This window comes from Brevundimonas olei (genome assembly GCF_037055245.1).
In the GTDB taxonomy this organism is placed as follows: Bacteria; Pseudomonadota; Alphaproteobacteria; order Caulobacterales; family Caulobacteraceae; genus Brevundimonas; species Brevundimonas olei.
Map to the genome: position 1 here is coordinate 568,433 of NZ_CP146369.1, position 19,415 is coordinate 587,847.

Below are 19,415 nucleotides of genomic sequence, written 5' to 3' on the forward strand. Positions count from 1 at the left end.
ATGGCGCGCGGACCTTTCCCGACAGGCGATTTCGGGCGCCGCGTCAGCGACGCGCCCATCGGCATGGATATCGGCGCTCCGGCGGCGGGTGCGGCGGCGGGCGTCGCCGAGGCGGCCAGGGGGGTGGCGCGCGAGCTGGGCGCGATGGCGGACCGCAGCCTGAAACGCGAGGGCGAACGGGACGCGGGGCGCGCCATCACGGCGGCCGGTCAGTTCGGCCAGGAGGTCCAGCTGCGTCAGGGGTTCGGCGTGGATGATCAGGCGTTCAACGCCATCGCCCGCGAGCATCTGTCAACGCGGCGCATCAGCGCCTATGCCGAGGAGATCGACAGGGCGGAACTGGCCAGCCCCGACAGCGAGGCGGGGTTCACCGAAGCGCGTGGCGCGGTGCGTCAGGCGTTCCGCGATCGGGCAACGGGCGATCCGCTGATCGACGCGGAGTTCGAGCGGCAGGCGACCCTGCTGGATCAGGCCGCCCTGCGGCGCGTGCGCGTGGGTCAGGAGAAGGCCCGCATCAGCATGGCGCGCGGGGCGATGACGGAAGCCGCGTCGGTCGGGGAAACCCTGATCGGGCAGGCGGTCGCCTCGGCCGGTTTCGACGATGCCGGGGCGACGCTGATCGCGGCGAACCTGTCGGAATACGCGGCCAAGATGGCGCGGTTCGGCCCGCGCGAAGCTTTCAGCATCGGCGGCGTGGAGTTCGCGGCAGACCCGAACCGATCGGCGGCCATGTCCGTGGAGGAGCTGGCGCGGCATCTGGATCAGGTTCAGGCGCGGACGCGCAGCACCTGGCTGACGACAGCGGTGGATCAGGCCCCGGACGCGGCCAGCGCGCGGGCCATGGCGGGGCAAATCGAGGAACAGTGGGCGGCGGGCAACCCTGCGTTCGTCGGCCTGTCGGCGGCGGACTTCGCCCAGGTCGCGGCGCGCAACGAGGCGACGGTCAACCGCAAGGCCAACGGCGAAGGCGCGGCCCAGAGGGCGGCGGGCCAGCAACTGCGCGACATGATGACGGCCGCCGAATACGGCGGCGATTACGACGTCGGCCAGATGCGCGCGCTGGCCCAGGCGTCGGGCGATCCGGGCCTTGTCGCCATGGTGGAGTTCGGCGAGCGCCACGGGTTCGGCGTGACGCCGGCGTCGCTGCGCAGCGGCGGCGGGCCGGTCGGCGGCGGGTTCGACGGCTGGGTGGATTTCCTGCTGGACGATCTGGAGGGCGAAGGCTTAGTCGGGAACGACAACGGAGCCGGGCGCGCCCAATGGGGCATTACGGAGCGCAGCCACCCCGAGGCCTGGGCGGACGGCAGGATCGACCGCAACGAGGCCCGCGCCATCTATCGCCAGTATTGGGCGGACGTGGGCGGCGACAATCTGCCGCCTGCGCTGGCGCACGCCGCCGCGTCGGCCGCTGTGGTCGCGGGGGCGGGCAATGCGCGGCGCTGGCTGGCCGCCAGCGGCGGCGACGTCGAGCGCTTCCATGATCTGCAACTGGCCCATTTCGAGAAGCTGGCGGCGGACAATCCTGCCAAATACGGCGGCTCCCTGCACGGCTGGCGGCGACGCGACGGCCTGTCGCGGGCGCAGTCGCGGCGCGTGACGGCCAGCGAACGGGCGGCGGAGGGCTATGCTTCGGATCCGATCGGGTTCGCACGCGGCAACAGCAAGCGCGACGCCATGGTCGAGTTACCGGAGTTCGACATCAATCGCATCTTCGGCGGCGACCAGTCTGCGGGCGGCTTCCTGCGTGACCGGCTGGCGGTGGGGCGTCAGCTGAACGCGCGCAGCGGCGTGCCGGTGGCCGTGTTCGACAAGGCCGAACTGGCCACGATCAAGGATCGGATCGAGGCGGATCCCGCAGCTGTGGTCGGTCTGGTGCAGACGGCGGCGCAGACGCCGGGCGTCAGGTCCGACGGGGTGCGCGTCATCCTGGGCCAGTTGGGAATGGCGGGCACGGCCTCGGCGGATCTTCACCTGGGCTGGCTGGCCACCGACGATCACACGCGCAACATCGCGGCCAAGGTGATCCAGGGGCGCGCCCTTCGCGCGGGCGGGGCCAAGGATGCGGATTTCGGGCGAGGCGAGGAGACCATCGCCCAGGCGGCGCTGCGGTTCGCGCCCGCTTTCGCCATGCAGCCGGATCTGTTCGCCGTGGCCCAGGCGACGGCGCGAGACATGGCGATCGCCGATCAGGCGCGCGGCCAACTGCAAAGCGCCGAGGCCTATGTGAACAGCGCCCTTGGCGCCACACGGGCGAACGGCAAGCTTTACGGCGGACTGGCCCGCGTGAACGGGGCGGACACTGTGGCTCCGACCTGGCTTCGCTCGGACTATCTGGACGACGCGCTGGAGATCGCGGCTGATCTGTGGGCGGCGCAGGACGTGGGGCCGGTGTATTCCAACGGCCAACCGATCCCGGCGCGGACGTTGAGGAACTATCGCCTCAAGGCGACGCCGCACGGAAGCTATCGCCTGGTCAATACGGCGGGCGAAGAGCTGCCCGCCCGCACCGGGCGGCCGTTCGAGTTCAATATCGAAGCCGACAGCTTCCGCGACGTGTTGCGTCGCCGCCTGCCGGGCGCCGTGCTGGGGAGCCGCTGATGCCGCCTCAGTCCTGGGCCAATCAGCGCGACTATGAAGCGCCCGCGCCGTTGAAGGCGCCCGCGGCGCCCGTGCCGTTCTGGGATGCGGTAAGCCGCAACATGGAGGACGCGGGCCAGACGCGGCGGTCGGGCGCGCGCGAGGAAGCCTATTTCGCGCGCATGTGGGCGCGTCACCGCGAGATGGAGGCGGCGACCGGCCGCACCCTGTCGCTGTCGGACACGCTGAACGGAGAGCCGACCGACCAGCGCGACAGCCTGAAGCAGTTCATGGATCGCGTGATCCCGGCCGACCGGATCAACGCCGCCATTCTGGGCCGCCCCGGCTCGCTGACCGACGACGCCTATGAGGCGCAGGTGGAGAAGCTGCGGGCCGAGAACCCCGAAGCCTTCGCCCGGATCCGCACGCGGGACGAGATCCTGGCCGATCTGGACGCGGATCTGCGCGGGATCCGTCGTCGCGCCGATGAGGCGTCGCAGGGTTTCGGCGGGGCCACGGCCGCCTTCGTCGGCCAGACGGCGGGGATGTTCCTGAGCGACCCCGGCCAGGTCGGGGTGGCCGTGGTGACCGGCGGCGCGGGCGTCGGGCGGCCGTTGCTGACGCGGATGGCCGCCCAGGCGGCGGCTGGCGCCGGGGCCGAAACGCTGGAGATCGGCGGGCGGATCGCTGACACCCGGTATGGCGGGCCGGAGTATACGGCGGGCGAGGCGGCGCTGGATCTGACGTTCGCCGGGTTCGGCGGCGCGGCGTTCGAGGCGATCGGCGCGGGCGGCAAGGCGACCTGGCGCGCCACGGCGTCGCGGCTGGCGCGGTCGGAGGATCCGGCCGAGCGCGGTCTGGCCGATCAGATCGAGCGGCTGCTGGCCGATGAGACGGTGCTGGAGCAGGCCGACGACTTCGACGCCGCGCGGTCGGCCCTGGCGAACGGTGAGGCGCGGCCCGTCGTGGAGCCGGAACGCGACCTGGACAGCCTGTTCGCAAATCAGTCCGACGGGCCGGTGTTGCGCAGTGTTGCGGGTTCGCAACCTGAAATCGCCACGCCGGCGCCCGGCGCGCTGAACTCGGCCGACTACATGGGGCGGACGATCTGGAGCGGGCGGTTCGACCCGATGACGGTCGAGGCGGACGCGGCCCGGTTCCAATACAAGGGCGACGGCGACGCTGAGGGCGTGACGGGCCGACTGCGCGGGGTCGAGCGATGGGACGCCACCGCCAGCGGCAAAGCGATCCTGTTCGAGGATACGGACGGGCGGATCTTCGTCGCGGACGGGCATCAGAGGCGGGGGCTGGCGCGGCGTCTGGCCGAACAGGGGTGGGATGACGCCCGGCTGGACGGCTATCTGTTCCGTTCGACGGACGGCTGGAGCGCGCGCGAGGTGCGCGTGGTCGCCGCGCTGAAGAACATCCGCGAAGGATCCGGCGCCATCATGGACGCGGCCAAGCTGTTCCGCGAAGCGCCCGGCGCGCTGCGGGACCGCAGCCTGCCGGTGACGGGGGAGTTCATCCAGCAGGCGCGCCAGCTGGCCAGCCTGTCGGATGCGGCGTTCCGGGCCGTGGCCAACGGCGTCATTCCCGAACGATACGGGGCGGTGCTGGGCGAGGTGGCGGGCGACCGGCCCGAGCTGCACGGGGATCTGGTCGACCTGATCCGGCGCGGCGAGCCCGGCACGGCGGACGGGGCGCGCGCCCTGGTTCACGAGGCCATGCTGGACGACTTCATCGCGAGCGAAGGCGTGCAGATGGATCTGTTCGGCGGTCTGCCGCGCGAAAGCACGGTCATCGCGCGCGGGCGGATCCGCGAGGCGGTGATGCGGTCCCTGCGCAAGGATGAGCGGACGTTCGCCGCCCTGGTGAAGAACGCCGATGCGGTCGAGGCGGGCGGCAATGTGCTGGCCCGCAGCGACAATGAGGCGCGGCTGGCGCTGGATCGGGCGGCGCAGGAGTTGGTGTCGCGGCTGTCGTTGCGATCGGGCGAGATCGGGGAGGCCTTCGCCGAGGCGGCCGCCGCCGTGACCAAGGGCGAGGCGACGGCGGCGGGCGCCGCCAAGGGGCTGACGCAGCGGATCCGAAATGCGGTCAAGGCGGGCGATCTGCTGGAGCTGGAACGAAAGGCGCTGATCGACCCGGACGCGCCGTCGCCCCAGGCTTTGAAGGCGGCCGAGGCGTTCGACCAGCCGGGCGGACGCGGGCAGGCCGATCAGATCCCGCCCAAGCCCGAGGACGCGGAGCTGGAGGGAGGCCGCTTCGATTTCGAGCAGGGCGACGGCGCCGATGGGCCGACGTTCTGGGTCCGTCCGAATGAGGCCGTCGCGGCCGCTAACAGCATGGACGGCGACAGCTATCTTTTCGGATGGGTGCGTGACGGCGAGTTGCGGATTGAACGCGCCCAGATCGCCGACGCGGCGCGGGGCAAGGGCCTGGGCGTCGAGATGTATGAGCGGGCTTTGCGCGAGGCCGCTGACCGAGGCGTTAGGCTGGCCAGCGATAGCGAAGTCAGCGCGGACGCTCAGCGTGTGTGGGCGGCCCTAGAACGCCGGGGCTATGCGGTCGAGCGCCATCCGGGCGCCGTCAATGAAGGGGGCGTCCTGCGACAGCCGGAAGGCGAGGCCGTCTTCTCGGTTCAGGATCGGCCCCCGCCCGGCCTGTTCGACGATCTGCCGACCGACATGCCCGAGGAGCGGGCGCTCAACGTGTTGAGGGCCTGCGCGCCCGGAAGGGGCTGAGATGGCCGATTTTCGTTCCTGCATCGTGGATCACGCCGCCAAGGGCGAGATCGACGCGGAGACGTCGCAGCTGGCGCAGGACGCCTATGACGACGCCTTCGCCAGCGCGTCGGAGACGCTGGGGCCGGCAGACGCCGATCGGGCGGCGGCCGACGCGGTGATGGCGCGGCTGGAGGCCGAGGCGATCGAGGCGCGCCGTCGCCGCCAGCTGTCGGTGCGGACGCGTCGCGCCGCGCTGGAGACCATCGCCGGGCTGAAGGGAAGGCGGGGCTATCAGGGCGTGAAGGCCCTGGGTGGCGGCGACGGATCCGGTCGGCCGCCGAAAGACGGCTGGGTTCAGGGCGGCACGCCGCCGGGGGAGGGGCCGGGAAGCCGGGGCGCGATGGCGGCCACGGCCCTGAAACGGATCGTGGAGAACCGGCCGGGGCTGGGCGGCGCGCCGGGGCCGTCGGTCGAGGGGCGCTATCGGGCGGTGCGCGGATCCTTCGACGCCAGCATGGCCGACTTGATCGAGCAGTTCGAGACGAGGACAGGGCTGGATCAGCCGGGCAAGGGCGGGGCCAAGCGCGCCAGCCTGGACAATATCGTGCGCGAGGCGTTCGGCCAGGACACGGGCGACGCGGCGGCCAAGGCGCTGGCCGGGGCCTGGAGCGAGGCGGCGGAGCGGGCGCGGCATATGTTCAACGCCGCCGGCGGATCCATCGGCAGGATGGATGGGTGGGGCCTGCCGCAGGCCCATGACGGCGCGCGCGTGCGAGAGGCCGGGCGCGACGCCTGGACAGCGTCGATCCTGCCGCGTCTGGACCGCGCCAAGATGGTGGACAGGGTGACGGGCGAGCCCTTCACCGAGCGCCGTCTGAAGGCCGTGCTGGGCGAGGTGTGGGCGACGATCGGCAGCGGCGGCGCCAGCGCCCGCCAGCCGGGCGCGGGGATGGGCAAGGGCGCCCTGGCCAAACAACGCAGCGAGGCGCGGTTCCTGGCCTTCAAGTCGGCCGACGACTGGATGGCCTATCAGGCGGAGTGGGGCGAAGGCGACGCCTTCCAGACCATGATGGGGCATCTGGACGACATGGCCCGCGACATCGCCCAGATGCAGATCCTGGGGCCGAACCCGGCGCATCAGTTCGAGTGGCTGAAGAATTTCGCCCAGCGTGAGGCGGCGCTGGAGGAGTTGAACGGCGTCAAGGGGGCGGTCGATCGGGCCAAGGGACAGATCGATCTGGCCGACCGGATGATGGGGCATTTCACGGGCGACCTGAACAGCCCGCTGAACACGGGCCTGTCGACGGCCAGCGGCACGGTGCGCGGGGTGCTGACCGGGACGATGCTGGGCAGCGCCATCCTGGGCGAGGTCGGGTCGGGCTTCATCCTGGGGCGGATGGCGCGCGGGTTCGTCGGCCTGTCGCGCAACGGCGACATGGGCGAGCTGATCAAGCTGCTGTCGGATCCGGCTGAACGGGCGATGGCGCGGCGCACGGGCTTCATCATCGAGAGCGCCACGGACGGTTTCGTGCGCGCCAGCCACGACAACCTGCGACTGATGACGGTCGGGGCCAAGGCCGAGGGCGGGATGAACGCGTTCGCGCGGCGTCTGCCGGCGGCCGTGATGCGGCTCCAGGGGCTGACGGGCGTGGTCGCGGCGCGCAAGCGAGCGCTACGGTTCGAGCTGATGGGCGCGCTGCACGACGTGAAGGGCCGCAGCCTGGCGGATCTGAAGGGCGGCGACGCCCGCGACCAGGCGCTGGCGCGCTGGCTGGACGCGCGGGGTTTCGGCGAAAAGGAGTGGGCGATCATTCGGGCGGCGCCGACCTATTCGCCTCGCGCCGGGGCGGATTTCCTTTTGCCGCGCGATGTGGCGCATCCCGAGCTGAGCCTGCGCCTGGCCGAGGCGATCGAGATGGAGACGCGGTTCGCCACGCCGGAGAGCACGCTGGAGAGCCGGTCGTGGTGGACGACGCAGCGGGCGGGATCTTTCTGGGGCGAGCTGCAGCGCTCGACGGGCATGTTCAAGGGGTTCACCGCCACCCTGTGGTCGCTCTACAGTCATGAGATCGCGCTGCAGGCGCGGGCGGCGGGCGGGAACGCCTGGCTGGCGGGCGGGTCGATGGCGGCGCAGGCGGTGATCTTCCTGACCATCGGCGGGGCGGTGAACATCCAGCTGCGCGAGATGGCCAAGGGCAATGATCCGCGTCCCATGGACGACGCCAAGTTCTGGGGCGCGGCCCTGGCGCAGGGCGGCGGCCTGGGGATCTTCGGCGACTTCCTCTATGCGGCGCAGGCGCGAAACGGAAAGTCGGCGCCGGTCGCGGCGTTCGGCCCCGTGGGGCAGCTGGCCAGCGACGCCTGGAACCTGACCGGCGGCAATCTGCAGGAGATCGGGGAGGCCCTGTCGGAAGGCGAGAGCCTGAGCGATGCGGTCGAGGGCGCCAATGTCGGGCGCGACCTGACGGGGATCCTGCGCAACTACAATCCGCTGTCGAGCCTGTGGTGGAGCCGGGCGGCCTATAACCGGCTGGTGGCGGACAATGTGCAGCGGGCGCTGGATCCCGAGGCGGAGGAGGCGTTCGAGCGGCGCCGTCGCCGGATGGAGAGGGAGACCGGCCAGGGCCAGTGGTGGGGGCAGGGCGAAGCGGCGCCCGCCCGCGCGCCGGATCTGGGCTTGATGGGCGGGGCGGCGGACTAGACCCTGACCGCGTTGCGCGGCGTTGGCCGCCCGCATCATGCGGGTCATGGCCACATTGCCCGAAAATGATCGCATCGCCGGTCCCTTCCTAGCCGCAGCCGGGCAGGTGGATTTTCCGGCCGACTTTCCGCTGATCAAGGCGGAGGGGCTGCGCGTTAGCCGCGAGCGGAACGGCGTGACCGTCATCCTGAAGGCGCCTGATATCTCGGCTCTCAATCTGACCGCTGGGGGCTTCGTCTGTCGTCTGGCCGCGCCGTCTCAGGCCGGGGATCGCCTGTTCGTCTTTTCGGAACTGCCTCCAGCACGGGGACGCGCGCACGCGCGTAACGGCGCGGTTCGCACAGATACGCTGGAGGGCGACGCGACAGAGGCGCAAGCCCAGCTGCAGGAGCAGCGGCGTGATCTGGGGCGCGCACTCGTTGCGCCGGTCGGGGAAGCGGGCATCACCCTGCCGCGTGCGGCGGCGCGCGCGGGCAAGACAGCGCGTTTCGACGGCGCCGGGAATGTCGTCGCAGTGGACGAACCCACGTGGCCGACCGATCTGGCGGATGCGCCCTTCATCGGCGTCGAGGGCGGGAAGATCGTGCCGAAGGCTGCGCCGGTCAACGGCTCGCCCGTGTCCGCCGCCATGGCGGCGGTGATCGCGGCGGCGTCGACGGCGGGCGCGGCGGCGGTGATGGGCGTGCCGATGATGGTCACGGCGGCGCAGTTCGCCAACAACCCGGCCGTGGCGGCCCAGGCGGCCTATGCCGCCAATCTGCCCTATCTGAAAGAAGTCGACACGGACGTCATGATCGACGTCGGCCCGGACCTGGCGGCGGCGGCGGACGCCGACGCGCGGGCGGCGGTGTTAACCAACGCCTTCAATTGGACCGGCCGGGCGCCCGGCGGCGGTTACGGCAGCGTCGGCGTGAAGATGCCGCAGGGCCTGATCGACGTCGGGGCGAACCGTTTCCTGCGCGGTCGTGAACAGCGCCGCCTGTATCTGGAAGCGGCGGGTGCGCCGTCCTTCATCGACCTGACCAGCATCAGTTCGGCGCCTGTCGTTCCATCGGTTAGCGAGCGAGAGGTGACGTTCGGCCTGGCCTCGGCCCTGCCTGCCTATGTGACGCCGGATTACTGGATCGGGTTGCAGAACCCCGTCGGCAACAACGACGCCGTGGCCTTCGGCGGGTCGTGGCGCATCCGCTCAATCGGCGGGGATCGCAAGAGCTTCGTCGCGCGCCGCCATTTCCGCGTCACCCCGGTCGATCCCACGACCATCACCATTGGCGGCACGTCGCGCGGCCTGGTGGAAAGCAAGGTGCTGGTTCCCCAGTCCTGCCTGATCGGCGCGTGGACCAGTGCGGCCGAAGAGGGAATGTTCACCCTGCTGGACGGGGCTGTGGCGCAGTCGAAATGGATGGGCTTCGGCGCACGCGACACGGGGGCGGAAGGCTGCATCGTCCAGATTGCGGGCGGCGCAGGGCGCTGGGAAAGCCTGGACTATGAGGTCTGGGGCGCAGCGGGCGACCGCTGCATCCGCGTGACCTTCGGCGGGGGCGATTTCTACATCAACCGGGGCTGTATGGGCGCGGACAGCCGGCCCACGGGGTCCGAACTGATCGGGATGCAGGGCGGCGGTTTCAGCGGGGTGATCCGCGCGACCATGGGCGGCGCCCGCGTCCAGCAGATCAGCGTCGGCCAGGGATCGGGCGCCTATATCGCCCAGACGGTGATGACGGGCGGGTCGACCGCCGTGCTGAACTGCATCGGGTCGAACGCCGTCCTAGTCTATCCCAGCACGGCAGGCTACGGCGAGCGCGGCATTCTGGCCGATGCGTCGCGGGTGGTGGCCCACAGCGGCGGGACCAGCTTCGCCACCACCTTGCGAAACAACCTGGGGCTGGACAGCGTGAGGGGCGGCGACGTCGTCGGTCCCGTCACGTCCAGCGGCGACGCGACGGCGACGTGGGCGCGCGCGGACATGCTGCGCGACGGCGGCCGATACGTGACCCGCAACGTCAACCCGGTGGACGGCGGGCGATCCGTGACGGTCGCCGATGATCAGGTGATGCAGGCGGTCCTGGGCGGGACCAGCGGCGAGATCCGGGTGACGAGCCGACACAATACGGCCGACCGTTTCGTCGCCGTGGTCAAGGCCAGCCCTTCGGTGTCCGGCCTGGTCTTCGTGCGCGAGGCCATAGGCAGCGACTGCCGCGACACCATCGCCGCCGGGGCGACGGCCCTGACGGACGGCCTGACGAACCTGAAGGCGCTGGCCCTGCCGGTCAACGACGGTCGCAAGACGTTCAACATCTGGATCAACGGCGCGACCTACATGCTGCAAATCCTCAACGAGGACGGCGGCCCGCGCACCTTCGACATCACCCTGACCGGCGACCTGGAGCTGGGCGTCTTCGCGCCCTGATAGGACCCCATGCAAGATTTCGACCTGAACGCCGCCGCCGTCATCGCCAGGTTCCATCTGGCCGAGGCCTGTGCAGCGCTGAGCCTGCGCACCGCCGTGGTGGCCGACCCCCTTCTTGACCTGAACGACGACGTTCCTGCCAATACGGCGGCCGCGCGGGCGGCCATAGAGGCGGCGCGGGACGCCTATGTGGCGGACGGACCCTTGGCCGAGACCGTGGTGGACGCCCTGATCGCGGCCTATGCCGCCCTGGGGCATCTGGCCATCATGGTGCGGGAGCCCGAGGGCCTGATCATCACGGTCGAGGCCGATGCGGCCTTCGCCGCAGCCATCGCCGCCGTCATCCCGCCCGCGCCCGTGTTTGCGCCGCTGGACGGCGACGCCTGATGGCCGACCACAGCCCCGCCGTCGCCGCCGTGATCGAGGCGGGCATGGGCGTCTGGCGCAAGCTGGAGCCCTTCCTGCCCGGCATCCTGGGCGCAGCGGTGGCCCAGATGATGCGGCCCGGCCTGGGGATGCGCCAGCGGTTCGTCCAGTGGACGGTGGGCGTGATCGTCTTTCATTACGGGTCGAAGGCGCTGGCGGCGCTGTTCCACTGGCCCGAGGCCGTGGCCGACGTGGTGGGCTTCTTCATCGCCTTCCTGGCGTTCGAGGGCCTGCACGCCTGGCAGAAGGCGGCGATCGAGGCGGGCGTCAGCGCGATCCGCGACGCGGGCGCCGTGTGGCGTCATCTGTTGCAGGGCTGGGCCGCCAAGGCGGGCGCCGGCCAACACCCCCAGAAAACCGAAGGAGAAGGCTGATGACCTTCAACCTGAGCAAACGCTCGCGCGCGCGACTGGTCGGCGTCCATCCCGATCTGGTCGCTATCGTCGAGCGCGCCATCCAGATCACCGGCGTCGACTTCATGGTCACGGAGGGGCTGCGGTCCGTGACGCGCCAGAAAGAACTGTTCGCCGCCAAGGCAACCCGAACCATGAACAGCCGCCATCTGACCGGCCACGCCGTAGACGTAGCGGCCATGGTGGCGGGCGAGGTCCGTTGGGACTGGCCTCTCTATCCGCGCATCGCTCAGGCTTTCAAGCAGGCGGCGCTGGAGCGCGGAACACCGATCATCTGGGGCGGCGACTGGAAGTCGCTGAAAGACGGCCCGCACTTCGAGCTGGACCGAAAGGCCTACCCGTAATCGCTGCCGAAAGGCGGGATGCGAGCCGGCGCTTTCCGGCACAGTCTGAGGAAAGACACTATGGACGATGCTCTGAAAGTCTCTGACGCCGAAGCTGCCAAGGTCGCCATAGCCCCCCGAGTGACGCTGGAAGACTTGGAACGCTCCATCGCCAGCGAGCACTATATCCGGGCTAACGAGGCCGTGACGACCTCGCACGGCGACGCTTATTCTGAAGTGTCGGAAAATGCGTTGGCCTGCCTGACGCTATGCGTCTTGGTCACCAAGTCGGGCTTTACCGTGACTGGCGAAAGCGCCTGCGCGGCACCCGAAAATTTCAACGCTGAGCTTGGCCGCAAGTTCGCCCGTGAACAGGCGATCCGCAAGCTGTGGGCATTCGAAGGGTTCGCCCTCCGCAAGCGCCTGTCTGAGGCGGCCTGACATGAGCATCGCCGCCGCCCTCGTCGCCCTGAAGGAATACCGGAAGGTCGCGACTGTCGTCGTCTGCGCGGGGGTGGCGGCGGCCTTCTATATCCAGTGGCAGGCGGCCAAGAGCGCGGCGGCGCAGGCCGCCGCCGACCGGGCCAGCCTGATCGCAGCCGCTGACGGGACATGCCTGGCGCTGAACAGCGAGTTCCGGCCGCAGGGCGTGCGCCGTGAGCAGTGGGGCGTGGCGTGTCTGAACGAGGCGCGCCGTCTGGGCCGGATTGAGGGCGACCTGGCCAAGGGCGACGCCGCCGCCCTGATCGCCGCCCTGGACGAACGCATGGGCAAGGAAGCAGCGGACGCCGCCCTGGCGGCCGCCATGTCGCAACGCACGGCCGACGCCGTGGCCAGAATGGAGGCTGCGGATGCGGCTGTGGAAAATGACCGGGTGGGCGCTGGCTGGGCTTGTGCTGTCAACGACCTTGGCGGCCTGCGCGCACCGGGCTGCTGAAGCGCCGCCCCAGGCGGAGCCGGTCGTGGTGGTGCGGACGGTCAAGGAGACGCCGCCGGCGGAGCTGCTGCGCTGCCCGGCCGTCCCTCTGGGGTTGCCCTCAACCGGCGAAGCGCTGATCCCGGCCGACTGGCGGTCGGCGATCACGCGTCTGTCCCGTAGCCGGGGCGAGGTGGCGGGCCAGCTGGCCCGCCTGATCGCCTGGCATACAGGGCGAGAGTGTGGGGCGGACTGAGTGGTTAACGCCGGGTCGCAGCTTCCAGCACTGATCGGATCCGCTGAATGTTGCTGGCAAAGCCTTCAAAATTGATTGCTTCGTAAGGCCTGTTTTCGGCCAAGCAGGTTTCGACGAGACCTACGTGCCGGACGACGCGCCGCATGACTTTTCGGGCTCGCATGATGGCGACGACTTCATTGGGCCCCATTGCCATGAGCGACATCTGGTCGAGCGTAGACGCGGCAGTTTCAATCATGAGCCGCGACGCGGCGATGTTCTGGGGAGTGAAGCCTGCGGCGGCCGATCTCTTTCTGAGGAACTCGATGTCGGCCGCGCATTCCTGCAGGATCACCTTGACGGCCGCCACTCGGTCTTGAGCTGCCCGGTCCGCAGCGCGGTGTTCACCTCTAGCTATGAACCAGGCAACACAAACGGCCACCAAGGCCCCGATCGCCTGCGCCCAAGCTGCGGTCGCGGGGTGTGACAGGAACACTATGAAGCCGCCGGATGGTCCTGACGCTATCGCCGCCATCGCAATGCAGAAAACTGCAACGGCGACCAGACTGAGCATGTCGGCGAATCTAATCATCCATCGAACAATGACATGCAGGCCAGCTTGGCGGTAGGTTAGCTCTTACCGACGGGCCTCGTCGCGGTTAGTCTAGCACGTCGCAGCGCCCTCGCTTGCTCCTCGCGATGGCCGTCGTCCCAGCAGCGTGGCTTGAGCGCTATCTGCAGGAGGTGTTCGCCGCTCGTGCTGTTGCGTCGGCTCACCTCAAGGGCATCTGGATAGACGCCGCACCGGCAGCAGCGAAAACGCAGGGTCTGAAGCGGGGTGTCCGCTAGGCGGGCTCCGACCTTCCAGACGTTGAACTCCACGTTCAGGTGACAGCCCAAACAGTAGAAGCTCAGCGTGACGTCCCGATGCACGACGACGTCGCGGGCGGTCAGGCGTTCGGGGGTCCAGCGCGCCGGGTCCATGAGCGCGCGATACGCCCGAGAGGCCGAGAACGCAAGGGGAACATCTGGCGGCGTTGCGTGCTGGATCCCAGCCATAGGCTGTCTTCATGATCGCCGTGGTGGCGGTCCTTCAGATGGAGATCGCCCCCATGGCCCTCAACAAAACCCAGCTGTCGAAGGTCGCGAACCTGAACAGCGTCGCCGGCGCGTCCGGCAGCAAGCAGATGTGGCACTATGAGGCTGGAGCCGACGCCGTGGCGACTGTCGTCGCCGCTGGCTACTTCAACGACGTGCGCGGCTTTCTGAAGGTCGGTGATCGCATCGACGTGGTGGCCGCGACCGGCGCCGCATTCCGCATCCTCACCGTCACGGCCGCGCCGAAGTCGGGCGACGTCACGACTTCCGCCGCCGCCTTCGCCTGACCGATCGCGGCGCGGGGCGGCGTCCTCCCGCATCCTGCGCCGTGGGAGCGCCCCGGCGAGGCCGCGCCGCCGGGGCGCTTTTCTTTTCCGATGGTGGAGGTCGTGCTGTCTGACCTGAGGTCGAAAGCTTCCGACTTAAGCCCATATTTTAACCGAAGTCGGACAGGTCGGCCGCGCTAACCCAATGAAATCAATAGCGCCGGATGCCTGTTTCTATATGGCTCCGTTTACCGCGCGCGATTGTCGCAGGCTCAGGACCAGGGGCCCATACGCGACGAGGGCGCGTCCGGCGCGACCGGTTCCGACGCCGTCGGGCGGGCGGGGGCGAAGGCGCCGCCGTGCGGTTCGGCGGCTCCGCGCGGGTCGGCGTGGATCAGGATGTCGGCGTGGGGAAAGGCCTTCAGCACCCGCTTCTCGGCGTCCAGGAGGATGTCGTGCGCGGCCTTGAGGCTGAGCTCGGGGTCCATGTCGACATGCATCTGCACCATCAGGGCCTGGCCGGCCATGCGGGTGCGAAGCTGGTGGACGTTGGCGATGCGGGCGTCCTCGGTCACGGCGGCGACGATGGCGGCGCGATCCTCGTCCGAGGCGGCCTGGTCCAGCAGATGGCCGGCGGCGTCCTTCAGCAGGCTGACCGCGCCCCAGGCCAGCCAGACGGCGACCACCAGACCGGCCGCCGCGTCCAGTCCCGGCGCCTTGAGGAAGGCGCCCGAGATCACCCCGATCAGCACCACCACATTGGCGGCCAGGTCGGCGGCGTAGTGGGCGCGGTCGCCCGCCACGGCCAGGGAGCCGGTCTTCTTCATCGCCTGGGTCTGCATCCACACCAGGCCCGCCGTGACGGCGATGGACAGGACGACCACCCCGACGGCCCAGCCGCCGGCGGTCACCGGGCGCGGATCGAAGATGCGCTGAGTCGCTTCCCAGCCGATGAAGACGCCGGAGGCCAGCACCATGCCCGACTGCACCAGCGAGGCCAGGCCTTCGGCCTTGCCGTGGCCGTAGCGATGCTCGTCGTCGGGCGGGGCGGCGGCCCAGCGCACGGCGAAGAAGGTCGCCAGCGACGCCACCAGGTCCAGGGCCGAATCCGCCAGGCTGGCCAGGATGGAGACCGAGCCGGACGCCCCCAGGGCGAAGGCCTTCATGACGATCAGCAGGACCGCCGTCGCCACCGACAAGGTGGTGATCCGGCGGGTGGTCTCATGGGCGGCGTCGAGAGGAGAGGCGGACATTTCCTCGCCCTTGTCGCCCAAAACAGCGCCCGCGCCAATGGCGGCGGCGGAGGCGGGGCGCTAAGGAGAGGCGGACGGGAGGCCGCAGGCTGCGGCGCGCCCGACAAAGAGACCGAGCGGAGCATTCATGGCGGACTGGCTGACGGCGATCCTTCTGGGTCTGGTTGAGGGATTGACCGAGTTCATTCCGGTGTCCTCCACCGGTCACCTGCTGCTGCTGGGGCATTTCCTCGGTTTTGAAAGCACCGGCAAGACGTTCGAGATCGTCATCCAGCTGGGCGCTCTGCTGGCCATCATCAGCGTCTATTTCAAGCGGCTGTGGACGCTGGCGACGCGCTGGCCCTTCGATCCGGAGGCGCGGCGCTTCCTGATCGGCCTGCTGGTCGCCTTCCTTCCCGCCGTGGTGATCGGCTTCCTGGCCTATGGCTTCATCAAGACGGTGCTGTTCGAGACGCCGCTGGTGATCTGCATCGCCCTGATCGTCGGCGGGGTGCTGCTGCTGTGGCTGGACCGGATGAACAAGATTCCGACCTATCTGGATGCGGACCGTTATCCGTTCCGAGTCTATTTCCTGATCGGCCTGTTCCAGTGCCTGGCCATGATTCCCGGCGTCTCGCGTTCGGGCGCCACCATCGCCGGCGGCTTGCTGCTGGGCACGGACAAGCGGTCGGCCGCCGAGTTCAGCTTCTTCCTGGCCCTGCCGACCATGGGGGCGGCGGTGGCCTACGACCTGTTCAAGAACCGCAACGTGCTGGACTTCAGCGACGTCGGCCTGATCGCCATCGGCTTCATCGCCGCCTTCATCTCGGCCCTGGCCGTGGTGCGCTTCCTGCTCGACTTCGTGTCCAAGCGCGGCTTCGGCCCCTTCGCCTGGTGGAGGATCGTGGTCGGCGTCGTCGGCATCATCGGCCTGGGCGTGACGGGCGCGCTGTAGAAACGATGCCCCCTAAGCCGTCATCCTCGGGCTTGACCCGAGGATCGGGCTGACCATCGGCAGGGCGCATGAAGCCGAGAGCGCGCGTCTTCACTCGATCCTCGGGTCAAGCCCGAGAATGACGGAGTCAGGAAGACGCGCCGAAGCCAGGCGGATCAGGCGGCGGGGCTCTCGGCGTACTGGCCGCCGTTGCGGTAGCGCCACAGATAGGCCGGCGCGATGGCTTCCAGGCCAGAGGGTTCGACTCCCAGATCGGCCAGGCCCTTGGCGCCCGGCGTCACGACATTGTCCGTCTCCAGCAGCACGACCTGATCCCTGGTCAGGGCCGGACGCAGGCCGATCATGGCCGGGATCTGGGCCAGGGAGCCGATCAGACGCGCGACCGGGAAGGGCAGGGGCAGTAGGATGTTGCGGCGGTTGGTCTCGCGCAGGATGAACTTCAGGATGTCCTCGAAGGTCCAGACCGACGGGCCGCCCAGCTCATAGGTCTCGCCTTGGGCCTCGGAGGCGACGGTCGCGCGGGCGATCGCCTCGGCGGCGTCGGCGACATAGACCGGCTGGAACTTCGTCTGGCCGCCGCCGATCAGCGGCAGGACCGGCGACCAGGTCGCCATGGCGGCGAAGCGGTTCAGGAACTGGTCGCCCGAGCCGAAGACGATCGACGGGCGCACGACCACGGCGCCGGGGAAGGCGGCGCGCACGGCGGCCTCGGCCTCGCCCTTGGTGCGGGCGTAGTCGGCCTTGCCGTGCGCGTCGGCGCCCAGGGCCGAGATGTGGGTCAGACGCTCGGCTCCCGCCGCCCTGGCCGCCTCGGCGACATTGGTCGCGCCCTCGACGTGCAGGGTCTGGAACTTGCGCCCGCCGGTCTCGAACAGGATGCCGACCAGGTTGATCACGGCGTCGGCGCCGCGCACGGCCTCGGCCACCGCAGCCTTGTCGGTGATGTCGCAGCGCACGACCTGAACCTGGCCGACGTCGCCGGCCATGTGCAGCATGGGCGCGCTCTTGGCGTTGCGCGCGGCGACGCGCACGCGCCAGCCGCGACGGGCCAGGGCGCGCACCACCTGGGTTCCGATAAAGCCCGAGCCTCCGAACACGGTGACCAGACCGGGGGCGAAATCAGCCATCTCAGACGCTCCAACGCCAAGCCCCGGCCGCAACCGACGGCCGGAGACGAAATCCTATGCGCGGGGCTTAACCGAAGCGGCCCCCGCCCGCAACGAGAAGGGGCGGGATTCCGTCTGATCCGTCCGCCTCTCAGTCGGCCTGATGCACGATCCGCCCGTCGACCACCGTCAGCACGGCCTGGCCCTTGGGAATGACGGCGGCGGGGACGGTCATCAGGTCGATGTCGAAGGCGGTGAAGTCGCCGCGCTTGCCCACCTCGATCGTGCCCAGCTCATTCTCGCGGAAGCTGGCGTAGGCGGGCCACAGGGTGAACATCTTCAGCGCCGTCGCCCGGTCCACCGCCTCGTCCGGCCGCCAGTCCGGCCCCTGGAAGCCGTTCAGGTCGCGGCGCGCCACGGCGGCGTAGAACTCGATCAGCGGGTCGCCGCGCTCGACCGGCGCGTCCGAACCGCCGACCACGATCACCCCGCGATCCACCAGCGTATGCCAGGCGTAGGCGCCGTCCAGCCGAGCGTCGCCCAGACGGTCGGCGGCGAAATGCAGGTCGCCGATGGCGTGGCTGGGCTGCATGGAGGCGATGATCGGCAGTTCGTCGAAATAGTGATAGTCGCGCGGCCGGATGATCTGGGCGTGCTCGATGCGCCAGCGCGGATCGGCCAGCTTCCACTCGGACTTGGGCACGGAACGCAGCGCCTCTTCATACCAGGCGGCGACGTCGTGGTTGCCCTGGTCGCCGATGGCGTGGGTGGCGATCTGGACGCCGGTGCGCAGCGCCTCCTGATACAGGGGCATGACCTCTTCGCGCGAGGCCAGCATCAGGCCGGACGTTTCGGGCCGGTCTGAATAGGGCTCGAACAGCTTGGCCCCGCGCGAGCCGAGGGCGCCGTCGGCGTAGAATTTGATCGCCCGGGTGATGATGCGCCCGTCGCCCGCGTCGCGCGGCCCGCCCGCCATCAGGGCGCGGGCGTCGCCCATGTCGATGCTGTTGTAGACCCGCAAGGGCGCCTCGCCCGCCTCGGCCATCGCCTCCAGCAGGGGCACGTCCTTCCACGGCGCGCTCATGAAATGGACGCCGGTCCAGCCGTAGCGGGCGTAGACGCCGAACCCGGCGCGATAGGCCTCGCGCGTCGCCGCCGCATCCGCCTCGGGGGCCAGGCCTTCGAGCAGAGCCATGGCCCCGTCGACCAGCAGGCCGGTCGGCTGGCCCTCCGCGTTTTTGAGAATCTCGCCGCCCGAGGGGGTCGGCGTCGTCGCATCGATCCCGGCCGCCGTCAGGGCGGCGCTGGACGCCGCCCGCGCATGGCCGTCGGCTCGGCTCAGCACCACCACCCGTCCCGGCGCGGCGGCGTCCAGGTCGGCGGCGGTCAGGAAGCGCTTCTCGGGCCAGTGAGTCTCGATCCAGCCGCGCCCGACGATGACGCCCTCGGGGTGGGCCTCGGCCCAGGCGCTGAGTCTCGCCATGGCTTCGGCGACCGAGGCCGAACCTTCCAGGTTCAGAGTCATCTCGCGCCAGCCGATGCCGTCCAGATGGGCGTGCCCGTCGGTGAAGCCGGGGAAGAGGGTCGCCCCCTTCAGGTCCACGACCTCCAGCCCCTCGGCCGACGGCGCCGCGTCCGCCGCCCCGACATAGGCGATGCGTCCGTCGCGCACGACCACGACCTCGGCGGTGGGCTGAGCCTCGACGCCGGTATGGATGGTCCCGCCCCGGATCAACAGGTTCTGGGCGTAGGCCGCAGGTGCGGCCGCCAGCATCAGCGCGGCCGCCAGCGGCAGGGTCGTCTTCACGGTTCGGATCATCAGCGCCTCCAGTCGCGGCGCAGGGGAGCCTCAGCCGCGCCTGGCGTCAAGCTTGCTCCTCTCCCTCCGTCATCCTCCGACAAGCCGCGAAGCGGCGCTGATCGGGGGACCCAGCGCGCGTGAGCGCGAAAGACGCCGCCGCGGCGCTTGCAGCAAGATCGCCTTCGGCGCCGCTGGGTCCCCCGGTCTCCGCTGCGCTTCGCCGGAGGATG

The 19,415-nt window shown here is 70.0% G+C and carries 16 protein-coding genes; 12 read left to right on the forward strand and 4 right to left on the reverse strand.

Translation table 11 applies throughout. From position 1 onward, the window contains the following. The 10 genes from V8J38_RS02745 to V8J38_RS02790 are packed head-to-tail and all read left to right on the forward strand — an operon-like array spanning position 1 to position 12,748. Positions 1 to 2,598: a glycosyl hydrolase 108 family protein gene (locus V8J38_RS02745; RefSeq protein ID WP_338577793.1), complete on the forward strand. Its 2,598-nt coding sequence runs from the start codon at positions 1 to 3 to the stop codon at positions 2,596 to 2,598. Beyond that, positions 2,598 to 5,321: a hypothetical protein gene (locus V8J38_RS02750; protein WP_338577794.1), complete on the forward strand. Its 2,724-nt coding sequence runs from the start codon at positions 2,598 to 2,600 to the stop codon at positions 5,319 to 5,321. The genes V8J38_RS02745 and V8J38_RS02750 overlap by 1 nt, the downstream gene beginning before the upstream one ends. Position 5,322: 1 nt before the next feature. Beyond that, complete coding sequence (locus tag V8J38_RS02755; RefSeq protein WP_338577795.1) at positions 5,323 to 8,004, forward strand: hypothetical protein; 2,682 nt, start codon at positions 5,323 to 5,325, stop codon at positions 8,002 to 8,004. Between the two features lie 46 nt (positions 8,005 to 8,050). Next, positions 8,051 to 10,414 (forward strand): hypothetical protein, encoded by a 2,364-nt coding sequence (locus V8J38_RS02760; RefSeq protein ID WP_338577796.1) that lies wholly within the window; start codon positions 8,051 to 8,053, stop codon positions 10,412 to 10,414. A gap of 9 nt (positions 10,415 to 10,423) precedes the next feature. Further along, on the forward strand, positions 10,424 to 10,801 hold the full coding sequence (locus V8J38_RS02765) for a hypothetical protein (protein WP_338577797.1): 378 nt from the start codon (positions 10,424 to 10,426) through the stop codon (positions 10,799 to 10,801). Beyond that, on the forward strand, positions 10,801 to 11,214 hold the full coding sequence (locus V8J38_RS02770) for a hypothetical protein (RefSeq protein WP_338577798.1): 414 nt from the start codon (positions 10,801 to 10,803) through the stop codon (positions 11,212 to 11,214). The genes V8J38_RS02765 and V8J38_RS02770 overlap by 1 nt, the downstream gene beginning before the upstream one ends. Beyond that, entirely contained in the window at positions 11,214 to 11,597 is a 384-nt protein-coding gene (locus V8J38_RS02775) for a M15 family metallopeptidase (protein ID WP_338577799.1), read from the forward strand. Before V8J38_RS02770 ends, V8J38_RS02775 begins: the two co-directional genes overlap by 1 nt. A 60-nt stretch (positions 11,598 to 11,657) precedes the next feature. Next, positions 11,658 to 12,017 carry a Gp49 family protein gene (locus tag V8J38_RS02780; protein WP_338577800.1) on the forward strand — a complete coding sequence of 120 codons (360 nt, stop codon included), beginning with the start codon at positions 11,658 to 11,660 and terminating at the stop codon, positions 12,015 to 12,017. 1 nt (position 12,018) lies between these two features. Further along, positions 12,019 to 12,513 carry a hypothetical protein gene (locus V8J38_RS02785; RefSeq protein WP_338577801.1) on the forward strand — a complete coding sequence of 165 codons (495 nt, stop codon included), beginning with the start codon at positions 12,019 to 12,021 and terminating at the stop codon, positions 12,511 to 12,513. Further along, on the forward strand, positions 12,470 to 12,748 hold the full coding sequence (locus tag V8J38_RS02790) for a hypothetical protein (RefSeq protein WP_338577802.1): 279 nt from the start codon (positions 12,470 to 12,472) through the stop codon (positions 12,746 to 12,748). The genes V8J38_RS02785 and V8J38_RS02790 overlap by 44 nt, the downstream gene beginning before the upstream one ends. Before the next feature lie 4 nt (positions 12,749 to 12,752). Here the strand turns inward: V8J38_RS02790 and V8J38_RS02795 are convergent, their stop codons facing one another. Continuing rightward, positions 12,753 to 13,301, reverse strand: coding sequence for a hypothetical protein (locus V8J38_RS02795; protein WP_338577803.1), 549 nt, complete (start codon positions 13,299 to 13,301; stop codon positions 12,753 to 12,755). Between the two features lie 496 nt (positions 13,302 to 13,797). On the opposite strand from V8J38_RS02795, the gene V8J38_RS02800 reads away from it, so the two are divergent. Continuing rightward, a complete protein-coding gene (locus tag V8J38_RS02800) occupies positions 13,798 to 14,112 on the forward strand; it encodes a hypothetical protein (RefSeq protein ID WP_338577804.1) in 315 nt (104 codons plus the stop codon). A gap of 251 nt (positions 14,113 to 14,363) precedes the next feature. Here the strand turns inward: V8J38_RS02800 and V8J38_RS02805 are convergent, their stop codons facing one another. After that, positions 14,364 to 15,344, reverse strand: coding sequence for a cation diffusion facilitator family transporter (locus tag V8J38_RS02805; protein WP_338577805.1), 981 nt, complete (start codon positions 15,342 to 15,344; stop codon positions 14,364 to 14,366). 127 nt (positions 15,345 to 15,471) lie between these two features. On the opposite strand from V8J38_RS02805, the gene V8J38_RS02810 reads away from it, so the two are divergent. After that, positions 15,472 to 16,278, forward strand: a complete 807-nt coding sequence (locus V8J38_RS02810) for an undecaprenyl-diphosphate phosphatase (RefSeq protein WP_338577806.1) — start codon at positions 15,472 to 15,474, stop codon at positions 16,276 to 16,278. A 155-nt stretch (positions 16,279 to 16,433) separates the two neighbouring features. Here V8J38_RS02810 and V8J38_RS02815 read toward each other — a convergent pair whose 3' ends face one another. Together V8J38_RS02815 and V8J38_RS02820 are read right to left on the reverse strand one after the other, a co-directional pair. Next, positions 16,434 to 17,405 (reverse strand): complex I NDUFA9 subunit family protein, encoded by a 972-nt coding sequence (locus V8J38_RS02815; protein ID WP_338577807.1) that lies wholly within the window; start codon positions 17,403 to 17,405, stop codon positions 16,434 to 16,436. A gap of 130 nt (positions 17,406 to 17,535) precedes the next feature. After that, the gene (locus V8J38_RS02820; RefSeq protein WP_338577808.1) at positions 17,536 to 19,203 is read right to left on the reverse strand and encodes an amidohydrolase; all 1,668 of its coding nucleotides are present in this window, start codon (positions 19,201 to 19,203) and stop codon (positions 17,536 to 17,538) included. Positions 19,204 to 19,415 lie beyond the last annotated feature (212 nt).